The 21,700-nt window shown below is 69.2% G+C and carries 18 protein-coding genes and 1 pseudogene; 14 read left to right on the forward strand and 5 right to left on the reverse strand.

The features are described from left to right. Together recA and ABF401_RS13480 are read left to right on the forward strand one after the other, a co-directional pair. A pseudogene (gene recA / locus ABF401_RS13475) lies at nt 1-437 on the forward strand (intein-containing recombinase RecA); the annotation flags it as partial. Between the two features lie 78 nt (nt 438-515). Then, nucleotides 516-1,079 (forward strand): regulatory protein RecX, encoded by a 564-nt coding sequence (locus ABF401_RS13480; RefSeq protein ID WP_502908243.1) that lies wholly within the window; start codon nt 516-518, stop codon nt 1,077-1,079. A gap of 106 nt (nt 1,080-1,185) precedes the next feature. Here ABF401_RS13480 and ABF401_RS13485 read toward each other — a convergent pair whose 3' ends face one another. Further along, nucleotides 1,186-1,806 (reverse strand): YceI family protein, encoded by a 621-nt coding sequence (locus ABF401_RS13485; RefSeq protein ID WP_353510078.1) that lies wholly within the window; start codon nt 1,804-1,806, stop codon nt 1,186-1,188. 160 nt (nt 1,807-1,966) lie between these two features. On the opposite strand from ABF401_RS13485, the gene miaB reads away from it, so the two are divergent. The 7 genes from miaB to ABF401_RS13520 all read left to right on the forward strand — a co-directional run bounded on the left by miaB (nt 1,967) and on the right by ABF401_RS13520 (nt 9,571). After that, nucleotides 1,967-3,508, forward strand: a complete 1,542-nt coding sequence (gene miaB, locus ABF401_RS13490; protein ID WP_502908240.1) for a tRNA (N6-isopentenyl adenosine(37)-C2)-methylthiotransferase MiaB — start codon at nt 1,967-1,969, stop codon at nt 3,506-3,508. A 78-nt stretch (nt 3,509-3,586) separates the two neighbouring features. Continuing rightward, nucleotides 3,587-4,225: a peptide deformylase gene (gene def, locus ABF401_RS13495; protein WP_353510079.1), complete on the forward strand. Its 639-nt coding sequence runs from the start codon at nt 3,587-3,589 to the stop codon at nt 4,223-4,225. Beyond that, a complete protein-coding gene (miaA, locus tag ABF401_RS13500) occupies nt 4,222-5,133 on the forward strand; it encodes a tRNA (adenosine(37)-N6)-dimethylallyltransferase MiaA (protein ID WP_353510080.1) in 912 nt (303 codons plus the stop codon). The genes def and miaA overlap by 4 nt, the downstream gene beginning before the upstream one ends. A 107-nt stretch (nt 5,134-5,240) precedes the next feature. Next, nucleotides 5,241-5,600: an ArsR/SmtB family transcription factor gene (locus ABF401_RS13505; protein WP_353510081.1), complete on the forward strand. Its 360-nt coding sequence runs from the start codon at nt 5,241-5,243 to the stop codon at nt 5,598-5,600. Then, nucleotides 5,597-7,306, forward strand: a complete 1,710-nt coding sequence (locus ABF401_RS13510; protein WP_353510082.1) for a SulP family inorganic anion transporter — start codon at nt 5,597-5,599, stop codon at nt 7,304-7,306. Before ABF401_RS13505 ends, ABF401_RS13510 begins: the two co-directional genes overlap by 4 nt. Nucleotides 7,307-7,435: 129 nt before the next feature. Next, nucleotides 7,436-8,287, forward strand: a complete 852-nt coding sequence (dapF, locus tag ABF401_RS13515) for a diaminopimelate epimerase (RefSeq protein WP_353510084.1) — start codon at nt 7,436-7,438, stop codon at nt 8,285-8,287. Between the two features lie 60 nt (nt 8,288-8,347). Continuing rightward, complete coding sequence (locus ABF401_RS13520) at nt 8,348-9,571, forward strand: cysteine desulfurase-like protein (protein WP_353510085.1); 1,224 nt, start codon at nt 8,348-8,350, stop codon at nt 9,569-9,571. A gap of 247 nt (nt 9,572-9,818) precedes the next feature. Here the strand turns inward: ABF401_RS13520 and ABF401_RS13525 are convergent, their stop codons facing one another. Beyond that, the gene (locus ABF401_RS13525; protein WP_353510086.1) at nt 9,819-10,430 is read right to left on the reverse strand and encodes a class I SAM-dependent methyltransferase; all 612 of its coding nucleotides are present in this window, start codon (nt 10,428-10,430) and stop codon (nt 9,819-9,821) included. Between the two features lie 79 nt (nt 10,431-10,509). Here ABF401_RS13525 and hflX point away from each other — a divergent pair, with 79 nt between their 5' ends. Together hflX and ABF401_RS13535 are read left to right on the forward strand one after the other, a co-directional pair. Beyond that, complete coding sequence (hflX, locus tag ABF401_RS13530; protein WP_502908241.1) at nt 10,510-11,988, forward strand: GTPase HflX; 1,479 nt, start codon at nt 10,510-10,512, stop codon at nt 11,986-11,988. Nucleotides 11,989-12,125: 137 nt separating this feature from the next. Beyond that, nucleotides 12,126-13,211: a GNAT family N-acetyltransferase gene (locus ABF401_RS13535; RefSeq protein ID WP_353510088.1), complete on the forward strand. Its 1,086-nt coding sequence runs from the start codon at nt 12,126-12,128 to the stop codon at nt 13,209-13,211. Nucleotides 13,212-13,235: 24 nt separating this feature from the next. On the opposite strand, the gene ABF401_RS13540 is transcribed toward ABF401_RS13535, so the two are convergent. Continuing rightward, a complete protein-coding gene (locus tag ABF401_RS13540; protein ID WP_353510089.1) occupies nt 13,236-14,951 on the reverse strand; it encodes a formate--tetrahydrofolate ligase in 1,716 nt (571 codons plus the stop codon). Between the two features lie 97 nt (nt 14,952-15,048). Here ABF401_RS13540 and ABF401_RS13545 point away from each other — a divergent pair, with 97 nt between their 5' ends. Next, the gene (locus ABF401_RS13545; RefSeq protein ID WP_353510090.1) at nt 15,049-17,289 is read left to right on the forward strand and encodes an ATP-dependent DNA helicase; all 2,241 of its coding nucleotides are present in this window, start codon (nt 15,049-15,051) and stop codon (nt 17,287-17,289) included. Between the two features lie 113 nt (nt 17,290-17,402). On the opposite strand, the gene ABF401_RS13550 is transcribed toward ABF401_RS13545, so the two are convergent. Both ABF401_RS13550 and ABF401_RS13555 read right to left on the reverse strand, forming a co-directional pair. After that, nucleotides 17,403-18,905, reverse strand: a complete 1,503-nt coding sequence (locus ABF401_RS13550) for a hypothetical protein (protein ID WP_353510091.1) — start codon at nt 18,903-18,905, stop codon at nt 17,403-17,405. Nucleotides 18,906-19,456: 551 nt separating this feature from the next. Further along, entirely contained in the window at nt 19,457-20,050 is a 594-nt protein-coding gene (locus ABF401_RS13555) for a GNAT family N-acetyltransferase (RefSeq protein WP_353510092.1), read from the reverse strand. 338 nt (nt 20,051-20,388) lie between these two features. Here ABF401_RS13555 and ABF401_RS13560 point away from each other — a divergent pair, with 338 nt between their 5' ends. Then, a complete protein-coding gene (locus ABF401_RS13560) occupies nt 20,389-20,607 on the forward strand; it encodes a hypothetical protein (RefSeq protein ID WP_353510093.1) in 219 nt (72 codons plus the stop codon). 48 nt (nt 20,608-20,655) lie between these two features. Then, entirely contained in the window at nt 20,656-21,615 is a 960-nt protein-coding gene (gene holA, locus ABF401_RS13565) for a DNA polymerase III subunit delta (RefSeq protein ID WP_353510094.1), read from the forward strand. The last annotated feature ends 85 nt before the right edge of the window (nt 21,616-21,700 follow it).

The following is a 21,700-nucleotide window of genomic DNA, read 5'->3' on the forward strand; positions in this document are numbered from 1 at the left end:
ACGACCCATTCCTGGACGATGTCCTGGCGGATCAACTCTGGTTCTCACCGATCGCACAGACCCTGCCCACTCGGCGCTGCCGCACCTTCGATCTGGAAGTAGAGGGTCTCCATAACTTGGTCGCCGAAGACGTGGTCGTGCACAACTGCGCCCCGCCTTTCCGTACAGCCGAATTTGACATTCTTTTTGGAATTGGCATCAGCCGGGAGGGCGGCCTGATCGACCTCGGGGTGGAGCAGGGCATCGTGCGCAAGTCCGGTGCCTGGTACACCTACGAGGGCGATCAGCTCGGCCAGGGCAAGGAGAACGCGCGGAACTTCCTGCGCGACAACCCCGACCTCGCCGATGAGATCGAGAAGAAGGTCAAGGAGAAGCTCGGCGTCGGACCCAAGGTTGACACGCCCGCCGATGCCGCGGACGTGCCCGTCGAGTTCTGAGCCTGACCGCTCGTGTCGGACAAGACCCACGACGACAAGCTGGCCCGCGCCGCGGCCGCCCTCGCGAAGGCAGAGGGACTGGCCGCGGCGCCGGGGTCCGGTCGAGGGCGCCGTTCGTGGACGCCCCCGCCCGAGGACCTCGAGCAGGCCAGCTCGGAGGCCGATCCCGACTCGGTTGCCCGCGCCATCGTGCTGCGCCAGCTGTCGATGGCACCGCGCAGCCGGGCGCAGCTCGAGCGCAAGCTGAGCCAGCGCGGCTGTGATCCGGAGGTGGCGGCCCGGGTCCTCGACCGGATGACCGAGGTCGGGTTGGTCGACGACGAGGCCTACGCCGAGATGCTCGTCCGCTCGAAACGGGACACGAAGGGTCTCGCCCGCAACGGTCTGGCCCATGAGCTCCGCAAGCAGGGCATCGACCAGGACACTGCCGACGAGGCGCTCGGGCTGGTCGGCATCGAGGACGAGCGCGCCAAGGCGGAGGAACTCGTGGCCAAGAAGCTCCGGACCATGACCGGGCTGGCGCCCGACGTCCAGGCCCGGCGCCTCGCCGGCATGCTCGCGCGCAAGGGCTACTCCGGCGAGATCGCTTGGCCGGTCATCCGAGATGCCGTCAATGACGCCCCCGAGCACCAGCGCGACTGAGCGCTGCGTGCGGGAGCCGGCCCAGCCGCATACGGCATGGTCTTTTCAGGCATGAGAAAAGGGCGGGGACCATATGGTCCCCGCCCTTTTGGGAGGTCGGTGTCGCTCAGGCCTGGGACGGGACCACGGCGATCGCCGACACGTCGAACTCGAGCTTGACCTTCTCGCTCACGAGGACGCCACCGGTCTCGAGGGCCGCGTTGAACGTCAGGCCCCAGTCGGTGCGGTCGATGGTGGCCTCACCCTCGAAGCCGATGCGGAGGTTGCCGAACGGGTCCTTGGCGGAGCCGGTCTCCTCGAACGGGATGGTGATCGACTTGGTGACCGCGTTGATGGTCAGGTCACCGGTGATGGCCCACTCGGAGCCGTCGCGCTCGACGTTGGTCGAGACGAAGGTGATCTCCGGGTAGTTCTCGACGTCGAAGAAGTCCGGGGTCTTGAGGTGACCGTCGCGCTGCTCGTTGTGCGTGGTGACGCTGGCGGCCTTGATGACGACCTTGACGGAGGAGTTGGCCGGCGTCAGCGTGTCGACGTGGGCAGTGCCCTCGAACTCCTCGAAGTTCCCGCGGACCTTGGTCACCATGGCGTGGCGAGCGGAGAAGCCGATGCGGGTGTGGCTCGGGTCGAGCGTGTAGTCGCCGGCGATGTCGTTGATGGCGACCGACGTGGCCTCAGCGGTCGCAATGCTCTCAGCGGCCTCGGCCTTGGTGCGGGTGAACAGTCCCATGATCAGTCCTTACGGGGTTGTTGGTTGAACCTTCAATGACAACTATGCAGGACATTCGTTGAACTGTCAAATATTGCGCGAGCGACACTACGCGACGTCTCGCCGGCCCAGCTCCGTCAGTCCGACCGGTGAGCCCGGACGACGTACCCTTGTCCATGCCATGACGGCCATGACGATGCGGAAGACCATGCCCAGGACCTACGACGTGCGCACGCACGGCTGCCAGATGAACGTCCACGACAGCGAGCGCCTCGCCGGCCTGCTCGAGACGGCGGGCTACGTCGACCTTGCCAGCCTCCCTCACGAGACGCGACCCGAGGTCGCCGACGTCGTCGTCTTCAACACGTGCGCCGTGCGGGAGAACGCCGACAACAAGCTCTACGGCAACCTGGGCCAGCTCCGTCAGGCCAAGCTGAGCAACCCCGGGATGCAGATCGCCGTCGGTGGCTGCATGGCGCAGAAGGACCGCGGCACCATCGTCGAGCGCGCTCCGTGGGTCGACGTCGTCTTCGGCACGCACAACCTCGGCTCCCTGCCGGCGCTGCTGGACCGGGCGGCGCACAACAAGCGCGCCGAGGTGGAGATCCTCGAGAGCCTCGAGACCTTCCCGTCGACCCTGCCGACGCGGCGCGACTCGGCCTACAGCGGCTGGGTCTCCATCTCCGTCGGGTGCAACAACACGTGCACGTTCTGCATCGTGCCCAGCCTTCGGGGCAAGGAGCAGGACCGGCGCCCGGGCGAGATCCTCGCCGAGATCGAGGCTCTCGTCGCGCAGGGCGTCATCGAGATCACTCTGTTGGGACAGAACGTCAACACCTACGGTGTCGAGTTCGGCGACCGTCTCGCCTTCGGCAAGCTGCTGCGCGCTTGCGGCGAGATCGACGGGCTCGAGCGGGTTCGCTTCACCAGCCCGCACCCGGCTGCCTTCACGGACGACGTCATCCTCGCGATGGCCGAGACGCCGAACGTCATGCCCAGCCTGCACATGCCCCTCCAGTCCGGCTCCGACAAGGTCCTGAAGGACATGCGCCGCTCCTACCGCAGCGCCAAGTTCCTTCGCATCCTCGACACCGTGCGGGAGCACATCCCCCAGGCCGCCATCACGACCGACATCATCGTCGGGTTCCCAGGCGAGACCGAGGACGACTTCCAGGGCAGCCTCGATGTCGTCCGCGAGGCCCGCTTCTCGAGCGCCTTCACCTTCCAGTACTCCATCCGCCCCGGCACTCCCGCCGCGACGATGGCCGGTCAGGTGCCCAAGCCGGTCGTCCAGGAGCGGTTCGACCGGCTCATCGCCCTCCAGGAGGAGGTCAGCTGGTCCGAGAACCGGCGCCTCGAGGGCCAGCCGGTGGAGGTCCTCGTCGCACCTGCCGAGGGGCGCAAGGACGCCGCGACGCACCGCCTGTCCGGCCGGGCCCGCGACAACCGCCTCGTCCACTTCGCCGTGCCCGACGGGGCCGAGGTCCCGCGGCCCGGCGATCTCGTCACGGTCGGCGTGACCTATGGCGCGCCCCACCACCTCGTCGCCGACGCCGCCCTGACCGGTGGACCTTTCGCGGTCCGTCGGACCCATGGCGGGGACGCCTGGGCGGCGCTGCAGGCAGACCCCGAGAGCACGGGCAAACCGAAGGTGAGCCTCGGCATCCCGACAGTGGGCCGTCCGGCGGCAGTGCCCATGGCTCCCGCCTGCGCCGCACCCTAGGGGCCGTATGCCGCTGGGCCGGCTTCCCGGCCAAAGGCGGGTTGGGGGCCGGCACAGTCGCGTGCTTGGATGCAGGGCATGGCCGTTCGACCCATTGTCATCGCCGGCGAGCCGGTCCTGCACCGCGCTTCCGCACTCGTGACCGAGTTCGACGGCGACCTGCGCACCCTCGTCCAGGACATGTACGAGACGAATGATGCTGCCAACGGGGTCGGCCTGGCCGCTCCGCAGATCGGCGTCGGTCTCCGGGTCTTCATCTGGAAGATGGAGAACCAGGACGGGGTTCCCACCCAGGGGCACGTGATCAACCCGACGGTGACCACCTCCCGCATCCCGCGGGAACGCCCGGACCCTCGCGAGGAGACCGAGGGGTGCCTCTCGGTGCCGGGCGAGTCCTTCCCACTCAAACGGGCCGCGACGGCACACGTCGTCGGGTTCGACGTCGACCAGCGGCTGATCGAGTTCGACGCGACGGGCTGGTTCGCGCGATGCATGCAGCACGAGTACGACCACCTCAACGGCACCCTCTACCTCGACCGTCTGGACGACCGTCAGTCGAAGAAGGCGCGCAAGGCCGTGAAGCGCAACGGCTGGGGGAAGCCGGGGGGCTCGTGGCTGCCCGGGGTCGACCCTGACCCGTTCGGTCATGACGAGGACGTCGACCGGGTCGATGAGCACGACCGGGGCCACGAGCACGCCCACAGCGAGGGCATGTGACGGCTGCGGCCACCCTGCCGATCATCGCGGTGGTCGGAGCCACCGCGACCGGCAAGAGCGAGCTGGGACTGAACCTCGCTCAGCGCCTCGACGGCGAGATCATCAACGCCGATGCGATGCAGCTCTACCGGGGGATGGACATCGGGACCGCCAAGGTGGCGCCGGAGGAGCGGCGCGGCATCCCACATCACCAGCTCGACGTCCTCGAGGTCACCGAGGAGGCCAGTGTCGCGGCCTACCAAGCCGCCGCCCGTGGGGACATCCGGGCGATCAGGGAGCGCGATCGGGTGCCCATCCTCGTCGGTGGATCCGGTCTCTACGTCCGGGCGGTGCTCGACCGGCTCGAGATCCCGCCGACGGATCCCGTCGTCCGGGCCCGCCTCGAGGCGCAGGCGGTGGAGGTGGGTGCGGACACCATGTATCGCTATCTGCTGCAGAGGGACCCGGCGGCCGCGGCACAGATCCAACCCGCAAACGTCAGGCGCATCATCCGGGCTCTGGAGGTCACCGAGCTGACCGGTCGACCGTTCAGCGCCTCGATGCCGAAGCGCGAGCTCGTGGCGCCCACCGTCATCATCGGGCTGTCGGCGGACCGGTCGGTCCTGGACGAGCGGACCGATGCCCGGGTCGAGCACATGTGGCGCGCAGGACTGCGCGCGGAGGTCGAGGACCTGCTTCGCGTGGGGTTGAGGGACGGGTTCACGGCAAGCCGCGCCATCGGCTACGCCCAGGCCATCGGCGTCATCGACGGGCAGCTGAGCGAGCCGGAGGCCGTTGCGGAGACCGCGCAGGCCACCCGACGGTACGTCCGACGGCAGGAGAGCTGGTTCCGCTCCGACCCCAGGATCCGGTGGGTCGAGGCCACGCACGGAGTGGACCTGGACGAGGTGCTTGCCCTGATCGGCTAAGAGCCGCCAACCCCAGAAGTTGTCCACTCGATGAGACGGGGATGCGGTCTGGGAGCGAGACTTGATAACTTCTTCAAGTCAACAAGTCTTCATGGGAAGGGTCACCGGTGAGCGTGCCGCTCTACCAGGCAAAAGCCGAGTTCTTCAAGACGCTGGGCCATCCAGCGCGGATCCGCATCCTCGAGCTGCTCTCCGAGCGCGACCACGCCGTGCACGAGCTCCTCGAGCGGATCGAGATCGAGCCGAGCAACCTCTCGCAACAGCTCGCCGTGCTCCGCCGTGCCTCCCTCGTGACGTCCACGCGGGGAGGAGGTGAGGTCGTCTACTCCGTCAGCGTTCCGGAGGTGCGGGACCTGCTGCTCGCCGCCCGCGCGATCCTGTCCGGCATCATCATCGTGCGCGGTGAGCTCGAGTCCGAGCTCACGGCGACAACGCCTGAGAGCCTCACGGGAGCGTCGGCCTCATGAGCAGCGCAGTCGACGGGGCACGCACCGCCCGGTGGACGCAGCTCGCCTGGCGGCGGGCCCGCCAGCTGTCCCCCCGGCGATCGGACTGGACGTCAGCGCGACTTGGTCGCGACCTCCCAGCCGGGCTCATGGTGGGCCTCGTCGCCCTGCCGCTCGCGCTCGGCTTCGGCGTCAGCTCCGGAATGGGTGCGACGGCCGGACTCGTCACGGCGATCGTCGCCGGTGCGCTGGCCGCCATCTTCGGGGGCAGCCGCGTGCAGGTGAGCGGCCCGACGGGCGCCATGACCGTCGTGCTCGTGCCCATCATCGCGACCCATGGAGCGAGCGGAGTGCTCGTCGTCGGCATTCTCGCGGGCCTCATCCTCATCGGCCTCGCCTGGATCGGCGCGGGCCGCTTCATCCGCTACGTCCCCGTCCCCGTGGTCGAGGGCTTCACCCTCGGCATCGCGGCCATCATCGGCCTCCAGCAGGTGCCGGCCATTCTCGGCCAGCACGCCGAGGGCGAGAAGGTCCTCGGCGTGGCGTTCGACGCGCTCGGCCAATGGGTGCACAACCTCACCTGGGCGCCGGTCGTCATGTCGCTCGGCGTCGCCCTGGGCATCATGCTCCTGGCACGCCTGCGTCCCGGGGTGCCCTGGGCCCTCGTGGTCGTCGTCCTGGCCACCGTCGCCAACCAGGTGATGGGGCTTCACCTCGGAGACATCGGGACGATCCCCGCCGGACTGCCTGCGCCGGCGTTCCCCATGGTCGACCTCGGGGCCCTCGATGACCTGATCCTGCCTGCCGTGGCGGTCGCCGCGCTGGCGGCGCTCGAGAGCCTGCTCTCCGCGACCGTGGCCGACGGGATGAGCGTGGGCCAGCGGCACGACCCGGACCGGGAGCTGCTCGGTCAGGGCGTCGCCAACCTGGCGGCACCGCTCTTCGGCGGCATCCCCGCCACCGCCGCCATTGCACGGACCGCCGTCAACGTCCGCTCGGGGGCGGCCTCCCGGTTGGCCTCCGTCAGCCACGCGGTCGTCCTGCTCATCGTCGTCCTCGTGGCGGCCCGGTGGGTGGGCATGATCCCGGTCGCAGCGCTCGCGGGCGTGCTCGTCGCCACGGCGGTGCAGATGGTCCGCTTCTCCAGCCTCGGGGCCCTGATGCGCTCGACCCGCGGCGACGCCACGGTGCTCGTCGTGACGGCGCTGGCGACGGTGCTCACGGACCTCGTCGTCGCCGTGCTCGTCGGCCTGGTCGTCGCAGGCTTCTTCGCCCTGCGCCAGGCGTCCCGCGCCGCGCGCATCGACCAGGTGCCGTTGGACGAGAGCGACCACACGGACGAGGAGCGAGCCCTGCTTGACGAGCACATCGTCGCCTACCGGATGGACGGCCCGCTCTTCTTCGCCGCCGCCCACGACTTCCTGCTGGAACTGGCCAACGTCAGCGACGTCCGCGTCGTGGTGCTGCGGATGGCCAGGGTCACCGTCATCGACGCGACCGGTGCGACGGTGCTCGCGGACACCATCTCGCGGCTCGAGGGGCAGGGCATCACGGTCATGCTCTCGGGCATCGCGCCCCAGCACGAGAAGGTGCTGCGCGAGCTCGGGGTCTACGACGAGCTCGCCCACGAGCGGCACCTGTTCGCGACGACCCCCGACGCGATCGCCCATGCCCGCGTGCACGCGGCACGGATCGCCCACGAACCCGCCGCGACCACTCACGCCTGACCCACCCGACCCCATCGAGTGAACAGCTTTTGCACCCAAAGTCGTTCACTCGATTGTGAGACTGGGGAGTCAGCGCAAGGAACGCGGCCGGTGGGAGCGAGCTCAGCGGCATACAGCACAATGACGCTCATGACGCGGTTCACGAAGGGGCACGGCACCGAGAACGACTTCGTCCTCGTGCCCGACCCCGACGGCACGATCGAGCTGACGCCCGCGCAGGTGCAGCGGCTGGCGGACCGCAGGGCCGGGATCGGCGGGGACGGCGTGATCCGGGTCATGCCGACGCGGCACGCCACCGAAGACCTCGTCCGAGCCCAGGCCGGCGAGGCGGAGTGGTTCATGGACTACCGCAACGCGGACGGCTCGGTGGCGGAGATGTGCGGCAACGGCACCCGCGTCTTCGCCTCGTACCTCGTCCGGGAGGGGCTGGCGCGAGGCGAGCGGTTCGACATCGCGACCCGCGCCGGGGTCAAGCACGTCCGCATCGTGCCCGAGGGTTTCGCGGTGGACCTGGGTCCGTGGCGCTACGGCGACGAGCAGGGAGCGCGACGCGACGGCTTCGACATCATGGTGCGACCGCGGCACGGCAAGCCGGTGCCGGCGCTCACCCTCGATCTGGGCAACCCGCACGCGGTCGTCATGTTGCCGGAGGCCATCGAGCTGGAGAACCTCGACCTCACGGCGCCGCCGGAGGTCCAGCCGGAGCAGCCCCATGGCATCAATGTCGAGTTCGTCAGGGCGGTCGGTCCCTCGCACATCGCGATGCGCGTGCACGAGCGTGGGGTGGGGGAGACCAGGTCCTGTGGCACGGGCGCGGCCGCTGCAGCGCTCGCCACGCGGTTCTGGTCGGGTGAGGAGGACCTCAAGCCGTGGCGCGTCGACGTACCGGGCGGCACCCTCACCGTCACGCCGCTCCCGGGCAACCGGGTGGAGCTTGCCGGACCCGCCGAGCTGGTGGCGGACGGAGAGTTCGCCCTCTGACAGGCGAGCCGATGTGAGGGTGCTCGATGGGTTCGGGCGCGCTGCTGTGATCATTGCCCCATGACCTACGACGTCGCAGCAGTCCGATCGCACTTCCCTGCGTTGCGCGAGGGAGCCGCCCACTTCGATGGTCCCGGCGGCAGCCAGACTCCAGATCTGGTGGCGAAGGCGGTCCACGACACGATGGTGTCGGCCGTTGCCAACCGGGGCGCGGTGACCCCTGCCGAGCGGCGGGCGGAGCAGATCGTCACCGACTGCAGGGCCGCTCTGGGCGACCTGCTCAACAGCGACCCCCGGGGCATCGTCTTCGGGCGCAGCGCGACATCCCTGACCTATGACCTGTCGCGGGCGCTGGCCAAGACCTGGCGCCCGGGCGACGAGGTCGTCGTGACGCGGCTCGACCACGACTCCAACATCAGGCCCTGGGTGCAGGCGGCGGCAGCGGTCGGGGCGACGGTGCGCTGGGTCGACTTCGACCCAGCAACGGGTGAGCTGTCCGTCGAGGCCATCGCGGCCCAGCTGTCCGACCGGACCCGGCTCGTCGCGACGACCGGCGCCTCCAACCTCATCGGCACGCGGCCGCCCGTCGCCGCGATCGCCGAGGTCGTCCACGACGCCGGTGCCCTCTACTGGGTCGACGGCGTCCACGCGACGGCGCACGTTCTCGTCAACCGCCCTGCCCTCGGCGCCGACTTCTGGTCGTGCTCGCCCTACAAGTTCCTCGGACCGCACTGCGGGGTCGTCGCGGCCGACCCCGCGCTGCTCGAGACGCTCGAGATGGACAAGCTCCTGCCATCCTCCGACGACGTCCCCGAACGGTTCGAGCTGGGAACGCTGCCGTACGAGCTCATGGCCGGCACGACGGCGGCGGTCGAGTTCCTCGCGGGCCTCGCCACGGCCGACTGGGACGACGATCGGGCCGACCGGTCCGACCGGCGAGGGCGCCTCGTCGCGAGCCTGCACGCCCTTGAGAAGCACGAGGACCAGCTCGGCGAGCGGCTCGAGGCTGCCGTCCGGGCGATGCCGGGCGTCCGGGTGTACAGCAACGCCGCGGTCCGGACTCCGACGCTGCTCTTCACGGTCGAGGGAAAGGACCCACAAGAGGTGCGCAGCGCCTTGGCGGACAAGGGAGTCAACGCCCCGGCGAGCAACTTCTATGCCATCGAGTGCTCACGGTCCCTCGGTCTCGCCGACGGCGGCGGGGTGCGGACCGGGCTCGCCCCCTACACCGACGACGAGGACGTCGACCGGCTCATCGAGGCCCTCGAGGCGATCACGGGCTAGCGCCGGGATGGGCCGGCTCTGGCTCAATCGGAAGCGCGCGAGGGACGCATCAAGGATGTGGGCGGCCAATGACGTGCGACCGACTCGCATCCTGCTCCGCTTGGCGGAGCAGGATGCGAGTTCGACGTCTGGGTGCCGGCCAGGCTCGACGCCGAGTGCAGTTCCTTGCAGCGCGTGTGAGGCAGCGCCAACTGCACGCTCGACGGGCGAGCTGCGCGCCAGCGGTGCCTCGATTGCCCGGCCGGGCTCAGCTGCGCCGCACCTCGAGGATCCGGAAGGACTTCGATGACGACAGGCGCGTGCAGTCCAGTCCCCAGTCCCCGGCGTTGATCCACTTCTGCAGGGAGTCCGAGCCGAGGTGCTTCTGGACGACGAGATGGGCGACGCCGTCCTCGGCCAGTCGCGGCAGCCACCGGGCAAGCAGGGCGTGCAGAGCAGCCTTGCCGACGTGGATCGGGGGGTTGGACCAGATCGTCTCGAACCGGAGGTCGTCCGGCACCTCGTCCGGCTCGCAGAAGGTGACGTTGGTGACTCCTGCGACGTCGGCGTTGTGGGCGGCCAGCTGCAGGGCCCGGCGGTTCACGTCGACGCCCCAGACCTGTGCGCCGGGGGAGCGCAGCGCGAGCGTGATGGCGATCGGCCCCCAACCGGTGCCCAGGTCGAGCACGTGACCGCTCGGGCTGGGGTCAGGGGCGCCCGCGAGCAGGACCGCGGTGCCCGGGTCCAGCCGGCCGGGGGAGTAGACGCCGCGAGCCGTCGTCAGGGTGAGGTCTCGACCGTCGAACCGGACCCGGATCTGCTGCCTCTCATCGGGTGAGGCCGGCTCGGCGCTGAAGTAGTGGTCTGGACGCTCGCTCATCAGGGGCAACCGTACTTGGCCCGGCACGGGCACAAATGTGTCGCCGCCGTCGTTGTGGGAATGGGACCCTATGAGGAACATGAATCGAAGCCACAGCACCAAGCCATCCGCAGACCAGAACCTGCTCGCGACACACGCCGAGGCGCTCGCCGACGAGGCGCTGGAAGCCGACTCAGCGGCATACGGCGTCTATGACGGCGACCAGCTCGACCGGGAGGAACGCGCCGCACTACGGCGCGTTGCGGGGCTGTCGACCGAGCTCGAGGACATCACCGAGGTCGAGTACCGCCAGCTCCGCCTCGAGCGGGTCGTCCTCGCCGGTGTCTGGACCGAGGGCACCGCCGAGGACGCCGAGAACTCGCTCCGCGAGCTGGCTGCGCTGGCCGAGACCGCCGGGTCGACGGTCCTCGCAGGGGTCATCCAGCGTCGCCAGCGCCCGGACCCGGCGACCTACCTCGGCAAGGGCAAGGCGCTCGAGCTGCGTGACATCGTCATCGCGGAGGGTGCCGACACCGTCATCTGCGACGGAGAGCTCGCGCCGAGCCAGCGCCGAGCCCTCGAGGATGTCGTCAAGATCAAGGTCATCGACCGGACCGCGCTGATCCTCGACATCTTCGCCCAGCACGCCAAGAGCCGGGAAGGCAAGGCCCAGGTCGAGCTCGCCCAGCTCCAGTACCTCCTTCCGCGCCTGCGTGGCTGGGGTGAGTCGATGTCCCGACAGGCCGGTGGCCGGGTCGCCGGCGGTGAGGGCATCGGCTCGCGCGGCCCCGGTGAGACGAAGATCGAGTTGGACCGCCGTCGCATCAACACGAAGATCGCCAAGCTGCGCCGCGACATCAAGGGCATGAAGACGACGCGCGACACGAAGCGCCAGGGCCGGCGCGAGGGCGGCATCCCGAGCGTTGCCATCGCCGGCTACACCAACGCGGGGAAGAGCTCACTGCTCAACCGCCTCACCGGCGCGGGCGTGCTCGTGCAGAACCAGCTCTTCGCCACCCTCGACCCGACGGTCCGCCGCGCCGAGACCCAGGACGGGCGCGTGTACACCCTCGTCGACACCGTCGGTTTCGTCCGCAGCCTGCCGCACCAGCTCGTCGAGGCGTTCCGCTCGACGCTCGAGGAGGTTGGCGAGGCGGACCTGCTGCTTCACGTCGTCGACGGGTCGCACCCTGATCCCGAGGGCCAGATCTCCGCTGTCCGTGAGGTGTTGGCCGAGGTCGGTGGCGATGACATCAAGGAGATCATCGTCATCAACAAGGCGGATATCGCCGATCCAGCCGTCCTCACCCGGTTGCGTCGCCACGAGAAGCACTCGATCGCCGTGTCCGCGCGCACCGGCGAGGGCCTCGCCGAGCTGCGTGAGCTCATCGCTCGCGAGCTGCCGAAGCCGGACATCGAGGTCGAGGCGCTCGTGCCCTACAACCGCGGCGACCTGCTCTCCCGGATCCACGAGGAGGGCGAGATCCTCGAGAGCGAGCACGTCGAGGACGGCACGCGCGTGCGCGCTCGGGTGACGCCGTCCGTCGAGTCGGACCTGTCCGACTTCGTCGTGGCCTGAACCACCCACCACGGGGGCGTATGCCGCTGAGCCGGCTCAGCGGCATACCGCTTGGTGATGCGCCTCCCGACCTTCGGCGGCGGGGCGCAGCCGCCGTTGTCGGCCCTGTCGGAGAGGATGCACGAATGGCCTCGGACATGACCCAGCCCCGTGTCGTCGACGCAGCGACCACCTGGATCGACACCCCGCGCCTCGGGCTGAGGCGGCCGGTCGAGGAGGACGTGGCGGACTACGTCCGGCTGCACACCGACCCACGGACCTACGTGCACAAGCCAGCCGCCATGGCGACGGAGGAGGAGTGCCGGGAGCACTTCGCCGCGTCCCTCGACCGATGGCAGGCCGAAGGGCTCGACTACGCACCGGCCCTGGACCTGGCCACCGGGGAGGTCGTCGGGTGGGCCGGACTGCGGGTGGTGCGTGACCGCGGGGAGCCGCACCTCAACCTCTACTACCGGTTGCAGTTCACAGCCCTGGGACGCGGACTCGGGCGAGAGCTCGCTCGCGGGGTGGCGAACTGGGCGGCCGAGCACCGGCCGAACCTGCCCGTCCGGGCGGCCGTCGCCCCGGTCAACGACGCATCCCTCGCGACCGCCCTCGCTGCCGGGCTGGTCGAGATCGGCCGGGAGGTCCACCCACAATTCCCCGAGGACGAGCCAGACATCATCCTTCGGCTGCCGCAGGTCGGTGTGGTCGACCTCGACAGCGCCGAGGCGGACGAGTTCGTCGGCCTGTGGGGTCGCGTCAACGACGCCGGCGGCGCGGTGGGCTTCCTGCCCGGGGCGCCCGTCGCGCGGGTTCGCGCCGCCTTCGAGAAGCATGCTGAGCTCGTGCGAGCGGGCCGGTCGCTGCTCATCGGGCTGCGTGAACCCGACGGTACGCTGCGCGGCTTCGGCTTCTGGGAGTACACGGGGGAGCCTGGCTTCGCCCACGTCGCCTGGCTCAAGCGGCTCATGATCGACCCAACAGCCCAGCGTCGGAACTGGGGCGCTCTGCTCCTCGCCGGCATGGTCGGGATCGCGCGTCGAGAGCTGCCCGACGTCACGCTCCTGCTCCTCGACTATCGCAGCGGCCTCGGGCTCGGTGACTTCTACGAGCGGGCCGGGTGGGCCGAGGTGGGTCGGATCCCCGGCGCCATCTGGCTCGAGGGTGACGAGTACCGCGACGACGTCTTCATGGCGCGCCGACTCGACGGCGCGCCCCTCGTCACGGACGGGCGCACCTGACGGGCCGCACGGGGCCGAGGCCGGTCAGCTCAGGCCGGTGATGTTCCCGTCGGCGTCCACGTCGATCCGCTGGGCGTTGGGGGCGGCGGACAGCCCCGGCATGGTCCGCATCTCCCCACAGATGGCGTAGACGTAGCCGGCGCCGACAGCCGCCCGCACCTCGCGCACCGGCATCCGCCAGCCGCGCGGGGCGCCCTTGAGCGTTGGGTCCGAGGAGATCGACAGGTGCGTCTTCGCGATGACGACCGGCAGCCCGCCGAAGCCGAGGCGCTCGTAGTCCCTGAGGGCTCTCGCCGCTGCCGGACTGACGTCGATGCCGTCCGCCCCGTAGATCTGCATCGCGATGGCCTCGATCTTCTGCTCGAGGGGAAGGTCGAGCGGATAGAGGAACTCGAAGCTCGTGTGCTCGCGGGCCGCCTCCATGACGACCTCGGCCAGCTCGATGGCACCCGCCCCGCCTTCGGCCACGTGCCTGGACACGGCGCTGCGTACCCCGATGCCGTTGCAGTAGCGCCGGATCACGTCGTGCTCCGAGTCGTGGTCCTGCGGGAAGGCATTGATCGCGACGACCGGCTGCACTCCGAACCGGCGGACGATCTCGATGTGCTTGCGCAGGTTGGGCAGCCCGGCCTGGACGTCGGTCGGGTTCTCGTCGAGCAGGCCCGGAGGGAGCGGCTTGCCCGGCCGGATGACGTAGTTGCCGGAGTGGGACTTGAGCGCCCGCACCGTGACGACGATGACGGCGACGTCGGGCTTGAGCCCGCTCACGCGGCACTTGACGTTGAAGAACCGCTCGGCGCCCATGTCCGCGCCGAACCCGGCCTCGGTGATGGCGTAGTCGCTCCCTTGGATGGCGATGAGGTCGGCGGTGACCGATGAGGTGCCGGTCGCGATGTTGCCGAACGGGCCGCAGTGGATGATCGCGGGGCCGCCCTCGAGGGTCTGCAGGAGGTTCGGCTTGATCGCATCCTTGAGCATCGCGGCCATCGCGCCCGCCGCTCCGAGGTCCTCGGCGGTGATGCTCTTGCCTTCCGTGGTGTAGCCGATGACGATGCGGCCGAGACGCTGCCGCAGGTCGGAGAGTGACCTCGCCAGCGTGAGCAGCACCATGATCTCGCTGGCGGCCGTGATGTCGAAACCGGTCTCCCGTGGCACGCCGTCCTCACGCGCGCCCAGGCCGATGACGACGTTGCGCAACGACCGGTCGTTGACGTCGAGGACCCGGCGCCAGGTGATGTTGCGCGTGTCGATCCCGAGGACGTTTCCCTGGTGCAGGTGGTTGTCGACCATGGCGGCGAGCAGGTTGTGCGCTGCGGTAATGGCGTGGAAGTCGCCGGTGAGGTGCATGTTGAGCCGCTCCATCGGGACGACCTGGCTGTACCCGCCGCCCGCGGCGCCGCCCTTGATCCCGAACGTCGGGCCCATCGAGGGCTGACGGAGCGCGACGACCGCCCGTTTCCCGAGGCGCTGGAGGCCCTGCGCGAGGCCGACCGACGTGGTCGTCTTGCCCTCACCGAGCGGCGTCGGCGTCACTGCCGTGACGACGATGTACTTTCCAGCGGATGCCGTATGCCGCTGGGCCGGCTCGTCGAGGAACGCGAGGTCGATCTTGGCGACGTCGCGGCCGTAGGGCTCGAGGTGTTCTGGAGAGATGCCGAGCTGGGCGCCGATCTCGTCCATCGGCCGCAGGGTTGCCGCGGAGGCGATGTCGAGGTCTGAGGGAAACGGCGTGGTGGTCATGCTCTGATCCAACCGCACCTTGGCGGGTCGCGGCGCCTTCTCCACAGTGACGGAGAGCCGTGGGCGGAGTCCCGGTGGGTCGGAATACCCTGAGCCAATGGCCCCGCGACCGACGCTCGACCAGCTCCTGCATGCAGCCGTCGCCGCGGTCGGCGGACAGGAGCGCCCGGGGCAAGGCGAGATGGCGCGAGCCGTGGCTGCCGCCATCGACCGGGACGAGCACCTTCTGGTCCAGGCCGGCACCGGCACCGGCAAGTCGCTGGCCTATCTCGTGCCTGCGGTGGCTCACGCCTTCGACAGCGGTCGGCCCGCCGTCGTGGCGACGGCCACGCTGGCACTGCAGGCACAGATCATCGACCGCGACATGCCTCGGGTGGCGACCGCGCTGGAGCCCCTCCTCGGCAGGCGCCCCACCTATGCCCTGGTCAAGGGGCGCCGCAACTACGTGTGCCTCAACAAGATCGAGGGCGGGTTCCCGGACGAGGATGACGGGCTGCTCTCCGTCGCAGCGGTCGATGCGAGCGCCGGGCGGCTCGGCCAGGAGGTCGTCCGCCTGCGCGCGTGGGCGTCCGAGACGGAGTCCGGTGATCGGGACGAGCTCGTGCCCGGGGTGCCGGAGCGGGCGTGGCGTCAGGTCTCGGTCTCGGCGCAGGAGTGCCTGGGCAGCAAGTGCCCGTTCGTCGCCGACTGCTTCGTCGAGAGGGCGAGGTCGGCGGCCAAGGACGTCGACGTCATCGTCACGAACCACTCCTTCATGGCGATCGACGCGTTCGAGGGACGGCAGCTGCTCCCCGAGCATGACCTGCTCGTCATCGACGAGGCCCATGAGCTCGTGGACCGGGTCACGGCGACGATCACCGATGAGCTCACGGCATCGATGGTCAAGACGGCGGCGAAGAAGACCGGTCGCCTCTCGGAGAACACCCAGCCGCTCGACGAGGCGGGTGACCTGCTCGGGTCAGCTCTCGAGCGGATGGAGGAGGGCCGGCTGCTCGGCCTGCCTGACGCGGTGTCCCTCGCGCTGGCGCGCATCCGCGACTCGGCCCGCGTCGTCCAGTCCGATCTCAAGCCACAGTCGGGGCAGGATGCAGACGGTGCACAGCAGGTCGCGCGGGCCGCGGTCGAGGAGGTCCACGATAACGCCGAGCGGATCCTCGAGGATCGTGAGCTCGACGTCGTGTGGCTCGGCCAGGACCCACGGCGCGGGCCCGTCCTCCATGTCGCTCCCATGAGTGTGGCCATGCTCGTGCGCGACAAGATCTTCAGCGACCGCACCGTCGTCCTGACGTCGGCCACCCTCGAGCTCGGCGGGACCTTTGACGCCCTCGCCGGCACGATCGGGCTGCGAGGCGACGGGGCGCCGGCCTGGCGTGGGCTGGACGTGGGCAGCCCGTTCAACTACCCGAAGCAGGCGATCGCGTATGTCGCAGCCCACCTGCCACCGCCGGGGCGGGACGGCGCGAGCGACGAGAGTCTGGACGAGATCGAGCAGCTCGTCCGGGCCGCCGGGGGACGCAGCCTGGGTCTCTTCTCGTCCACCCGGGCGGCGCAGACAGCGGCCGAGGTCATGCGGGCGCGGTTCGGCGACGACATCCCGGTGTTGTGCCAAGGGGAGGACCAGATCTCCACGCTCGTTCGCCAGTTCGCCCGCGAACCGCGCACCTGCCTCTTCGGCACCCTGACCCTGTGGCAGGGGGTGGACGTGCCGGGCTCGTCGTGCCAGCTCGTCATCATCGACCGGATTCCGTTCCCACGACCCGACGACCCGCTCGCATCGGCACGCTCCCAGGCCATCGCTCGCATGGGCGGCAACGGTTTCATGGCCGTCTCCGCCACCCATGCCGCGTTGCGCCTCGCCCAGGGCGCGGGTCGCCTCGTGCGCCGCGGCGACGACCGCGGCGTGGTCGCCTTCCTCGACTCGCGGATGATGACGGCGCGGTACGCCGGATTCCTCCAGCGGTCCCTTCCGCCCTTCTGGCCGACGACGGACAAGGAGATGGTCCTCGCCGCTCTGGCCCGGCTCGACGAGACGGCCCCCGCGCCACTGCCCGTCGAGGAACCGGCGCTGCGCTCGCTGGTCGGGGCCCGCACCGACCAGGACGGGACCGAGCACCCTCGCCCCGTCGCGCCTCCACCCCCAGTCGCCGACTCGGCGCGGAGCGCGGTCACGGGCGGTCATGCCTGGACCGACGAGCAGGACGAGGAGCTCCGGGACGCAGCCGACTCGGGGATGCTCCTGCACGAGCTCGTCGAGCACTTCGAGCTGCCCGAGGCGGCCATCGCAGCCCGGGCCGACCAGCTCGGCCTGACCTTGGCCACGGGCCAGCTGTTCGACTGACGGTGCCTCCGGTCGTGGGCCCGCGGTCCCTCGTCCGCCCTCCCCGTCGAGTGTGCAGACCGCGTCATTCCGGCTCCAGTGCATCCGCGTCACGACGCCCAGATATGGAGAACTCAGAAGCCGAACAGTTTGCCGAGCGCTGAGAAGATGGCGTCGAACGTCTTTGCGATCGGGTTGCTGGGTCCGTCAGCGCTGGATTTCTGCCAGAAGAACGGATGCACGCCAGTGAACTCGTCGTCGACCAGTGGGGTTCTGCGCCACAGATACGGCCAGAACACTTCGGTCCGATTGACACCTACTGTCAAGCGAGAGTCGAAACCCATCACCAGGTTCTGTTCCATCCTGGTGGACGAGCCCTGGGGGTCTGTCGCCACGACATCGCCGTTGCCCTGAACGATTAGGCTGCCACTGCCAGCAAACATGATGTAGCGCACCTGCCACGTCGCAAAAGCTTGGATGCCCCACCGCCAGCGCGTCTCCAACTCTGGCGTGCCGATGACGCCCACAACGTGCTTCGGATGCATCACCAAACCCGGGTGGTCCTTGAAGTCGATGCGCATCAGGTACGAGTTGGGGTCAGCGGGCGTTGCCAGCGTCGCCGAGCTACCGCGCTCATCCCCGGTAATCCGACTCAGTCCGTAGAGGCCAGCGGCGAAACTGATGAACGGCGAGGTCCAGTCGTAAAGTAGTCGGCTGCGGACTCTCCCTTGCACGGGACGTACGTGCTCCGACCGGGCGGACAACACCTCCCCGGCCCCAAGCTGGATCGCCAGGGTCCGCTGGGCAGGGGTGGCGACAAGATCGGCAGCTGCGTTCTCAGACCCTGCCGCCAGTTGAATCGGCTTGTGCGCCCGACTCACCATCGGCATCAGCAGAAAATAGCTGACGATGCGCACGGCTAGGGGCAGAACGAGCACGAGCCCCGCGATGGCAGCCAGCCACGTCCACGACCGGGCCCACTGGTTGACCACCCATCCCACCCCGGATGCCTGTGCTTCCTCCAAGCTCTCCTCTTCGGCCTTCCGCTGGCCCAGTTCTGATTCCTTGTTGTCGATCTCTCGCTGGACGACTGCCTGGTCGCCGCCTTCACCGAGTTGATCGAGCTTCTCCTGACTGGTCAGGTCGGGGTCGCCAAGGACAGCGACGTCCTGCTCAGCCTGGGCCAGGCTGTCTTCGAGGGTGTTCAACGCTTCGTCCGCCTTCTTGACCGCCATTTCAGCGGTTTCGCACGCGCTGCCGGGTGTCAACAGATCGATGAGATCGCGAATGAAGCCGCACATTTCTTGCTGGTCGTAACGGAGACGCTCGATCTCCGCCTTCTTCTCGGTGACGTTGCGGCGCCCCTCCTCGATCTCAGCGTCGACCTTGCCCTCCAGCGACGCGATCGCTTCGCTCTGGCCTTGCGCGGCTGTCTTCCTCAGTTGCTTTACCTCCTCCTCGAGAGCTGCTCGTTCCTCAGCCACCTGTTGCAGTCGATCCCGGTCTGCCACGGCTTCCCGGACAGTTGGGATGAGGGCTTGACTGAGCAGATAGCCGAGAAATAGGGACAGCACCAGCGCCAAGAGCAGCCCCATCTTCCTCAGAACGAAGCCGAGAACAGCCGACATCAGACGCATGCGCGCGATCCTAGGCCCCCGCGGCGCCACCTTCAGTCGCTCACGTCACTGGGCAACAGATGTACAACCGCATCAACCTCAGCTGTGGCGCCGGCGCATTGACCGCGACGGGTTCCTCCGACAGAGAATCTCGGCGCGGTCGGTGTGGAACATCGATCACCGCAGGTCATCCCTGTGGGAGGGGGGCGGTCAAGAGCATTCGGAGGTTGTTCTTGGCCGGCCCGGACCGTTGTTGGGCATGACTTGACGTGCGTCGGGGTCAAGGCTCGAGCGGAGCTCGACCCCCTAGCGGCCGGAGAGCCTTGAGGCCGACCCCATCAACTCGACGATGTGGAGCCCGGGTTTCGGTCCAGGCTCGTGCCAAGGGGTGTCGGGTGGATGGGGCGCAGTTCAGGGGGAAAGGGGTCGGGGTCTGGTCCTCGTCATCGTTGATGCGTCGTGGGCGTGGACATGCCCCAGCGTGGATGTCAGTCATCCCTGCGCCGCCAAGGGGCGGCATGATGGGTGCGGGTCCAGATGCCGCTAGTCCGCATGGCCTGGACGGAGGACGGTTAAGACGGCGCGCCGAGTCGGTATCGCACCACCCTCCTGCGCAGGGTGGGAGACGCCTCGATCTCGTAGCCGGCGTCAAGGAAGACCTGGAGCAGGCCGACCGACGCCTCGTCCCAGATCACGGTCTTCCCCGGTGACGGCTCGGTGGGGTAGCCCTCGAGGATGCGTGCGCCGACCTGCCTGCCGTACTCAACGGTTGCAGCGGCGAGCTCGTACATCACCCCCTGTCGACGGAAGCCCTTACGCACGACGAAGCACGTCACCGACCAGATGCCCTCGAGGTCCGGGTCCATCCGCATCCACGACTTCTGCCGGGCCCAGATCCTCGGGTAGTTCTCCCGCGGCTCGACCGCGACCCAGCCGGCCGGCTCGCCGTCGACGTAACCAACGAGGCCGGACGTGGGCCCGCTCGTGCCGCAGCCGGCCTGCTCCAGGAGCGCGGCGTCGCGCTCCTCCTGTGTGGTGTCGCGCCAGATCCAACCAGGGACCTTGAGCGCCTGGCAGCGGCACTTGCGGGCGCCCCCGGCGTCGAACAGAGCCTCGAGGTCCTCACTCGTCGCGTCGTTGGCCGGTCGCCAGCTGAACTCGGGCACGCTGCCAGACTAGTAGCGAGCACAGCGACCGTTGCTGAGCTAAGCCAGAGCTAAACCCGCGGCGTCTGCATCTGGCTCGCCCTCAGCAATCTGCTCATTGATCTCCATCCGTGCATCCGGGAAGGCCCGCAGCAGTTCCCCCTGAAAGGCCTGGAGCCCGCTCGCCCGAGAGTCGCGACACGGGTCACCGCGGCAGCTCCCTTTCGCACGTTCTCCAGTCTGGCTCGCCCGGACGGAACAGCACGCTCGACCTTGGCCACGGATGATCGCGTGACTGCCGTCACACTGACTTACGCTTGGAGAGTCGGAAGCATTTCGACCGGGAATCGAGGCGGACCATGAGTCGCACGGTGTCGCTGGTGCTGGGCGGCGTTCTGGTCGTCCTCGGGCTCGTCTGGTTCGGTCAGGGGATGGGCTGGATCGGCGGGAGCGGCATGTCAGGGGTCAGGCTCTGGGCGGTGATCGGTCCCATCCTCGCCGTCGTCGGTGCCGTCCTGATCGTGCGCGGCCTGCGCCCTGTTCGGATCGGTCGGCACCGCGGCACACCAAGTGGTTGACCCGCCGATCGAGTCGTAGTGTCCGGACCGCATGGCAGGGTTGGCACCATGACCGATGCGGCCGTTGCACCACTCGTCCTCGTGAGCGGACCCGAGGACATGCTTGTCGAGCGGGCGGTCGCGAGCGTCATCACGCGGGCCAAGGCGTCCGGGGCCGACGTGATCCGGGTCGAGGCCGTGGGCTACGAGCCCGGCTCGCTCATCCTCCATGCGAGCCCGTCCCTCTTCGGGGGGACGAAGTGCATCGTCGTCAAAGGGCTGCACGAGTCGCCGGACGAGCTCCAGGTCGACCTGCTCTCCCTCCTGGGCGCGCCCTTGGAGGACGTCTCCCTCGTCGTGACTCACGGCGGGGGGATGAAGGGCAAGAAGGTCCTCGACACGCTGAAGAAGCAGCACGCGCAGCTCGTCGAGTGCCCCGCGGTCAAGTCCGACCGTGACAAGTCCGACTTCGTCATGAAGGAGTTCGCCCAGGCGCGACGCCGGATCACGAGTGACGGTGTCCGCGCCCTCGTCGAGGCCGTCGGCCGGGACCTCCGCGAGCTCGCGGCGGCCTGCAGCCAGCTCATCGCGGACACCGAGGGCACGGTCGACGACTCGATGGTCGACACCTACCACGGCGGCAAGGTCGAGGCCACAGGGTTCCGCGTCGCCGACGCGGCCGTCGCCGGCCAGGCCGGCGAGGCCCTCCGGCTGCTGCGGCACGCCATCGCCACCGGTCTCGACCCGGTGCCCATCGTGGCGGTGCTCGCCTCCCAGCTGCGCCAACTGATCAAGGTCGGCTCCGCTGGGCGCGGCAGCTCGGCGCAGCTCGCCAAGAACCTGAGCCTGGCGCCCTGGCAGGTCGACCGGGCCCGTCGTGCGGTGGCGCACTGGAGCCCCGAAGGGCTCGCGGTCGCAGTCCAGGCCGTGGCTGCGGCTGACTTCGAGGTCAAGGGTGGCGGACGCGATCCCGTCTACGCCGTGGAGCGGGCGATCCTGACCATCACCCGAGCCCGCGCGATGGCGTGACCCAGCTCAGCGGCATACGGCCTCATCTTGTCGGTCCGGTTTGGAGGCACCACCGCGCCGCTGGTAACTTTGGCACTCGCGTGCG

The sequence above is a fragment of the Intrasporangium sp. genome, assembly GCF_040414665.1.
Lineage (GTDB): Bacteria > Actinomycetota > Actinomycetes > Actinomycetales > Dermatophilaceae > Intrasporangium.

Coding starts and splice junctions, on each gene's coding strand:
- hflX (WP_502908241.1), top strand. CDS start 10,510: ATGAATCGAAGCCACAGCACCAAGCCATCCGCAGACCAGAACCTGCTC.
- ABF401_RS13535 (WP_353510088.1), top strand. CDS start 12,126: ATGACCCAGCCCCGTGTCGTCGACGCAGCGACCACCTGGATCGACACC.
- miaB (WP_502908240.1), top strand. CDS start 1,967: ATGACGGCCATGACGATGCGGAAGACCATGCCCAGGACCTACGACGTG.
- ABF401_RS13560 (WP_353510093.1), top strand. CDS start 20,389: ATGAGTCGCACGGTGTCGCTGGTGCTGGGCGGCGTTCTGGTCGTCCTC.
- ABF401_RS13550 (WP_353510091.1), bottom strand. CDS start 18,905: ATGCGTCTGATGTCGGCTGTTCTCGGCTTCGTTCTGAGGAAGATGGGG.
- ABF401_RS13545 (WP_353510090.1), top strand. CDS start 15,049: ATGGCCCCGCGACCGACGCTCGACCAGCTCCTGCATGCAGCCGTCGCC.
- ABF401_RS13520 (WP_353510085.1), top strand. CDS start 8,348: ATGACCTACGACGTCGCAGCAGTCCGATCGCACTTCCCTGCGTTGCGC.
- def (WP_353510079.1), top strand. CDS start 3,587: ATGGCCGTTCGACCCATTGTCATCGCCGGCGAGCCGGTCCTGCACCGC.
- holA (WP_353510094.1), top strand. CDS start 20,656: ATGACCGATGCGGCCGTTGCACCACTCGTCCTCGTGAGCGGACCCGAG.
- ABF401_RS13485 (WP_353510078.1), bottom strand. CDS start 1,806: ATGGGACTGTTCACCCGCACCAAGGCCGAGGCCGCTGAGAGCATTGCG.
- ABF401_RS13525 (WP_353510086.1), bottom strand. CDS start 10,430: ATGAGCGAGCGTCCAGACCACTACTTCAGCGCCGAGCCGGCCTCACCC.
- ABF401_RS13510 (WP_353510082.1), top strand. CDS start 5,597: ATGAGCAGCGCAGTCGACGGGGCACGCACCGCCCGGTGGACGCAGCTC.
- ABF401_RS13540 (WP_353510089.1), bottom strand. CDS start 14,951: ATGACCACCACGCCGTTTCCCTCAGACCTCGACATCGCCTCCGCGGCA.
- dapF (WP_353510084.1), top strand. CDS start 7,436: ATGACGCGGTTCACGAAGGGGCACGGCACCGAGAACGACTTCGTCCTC.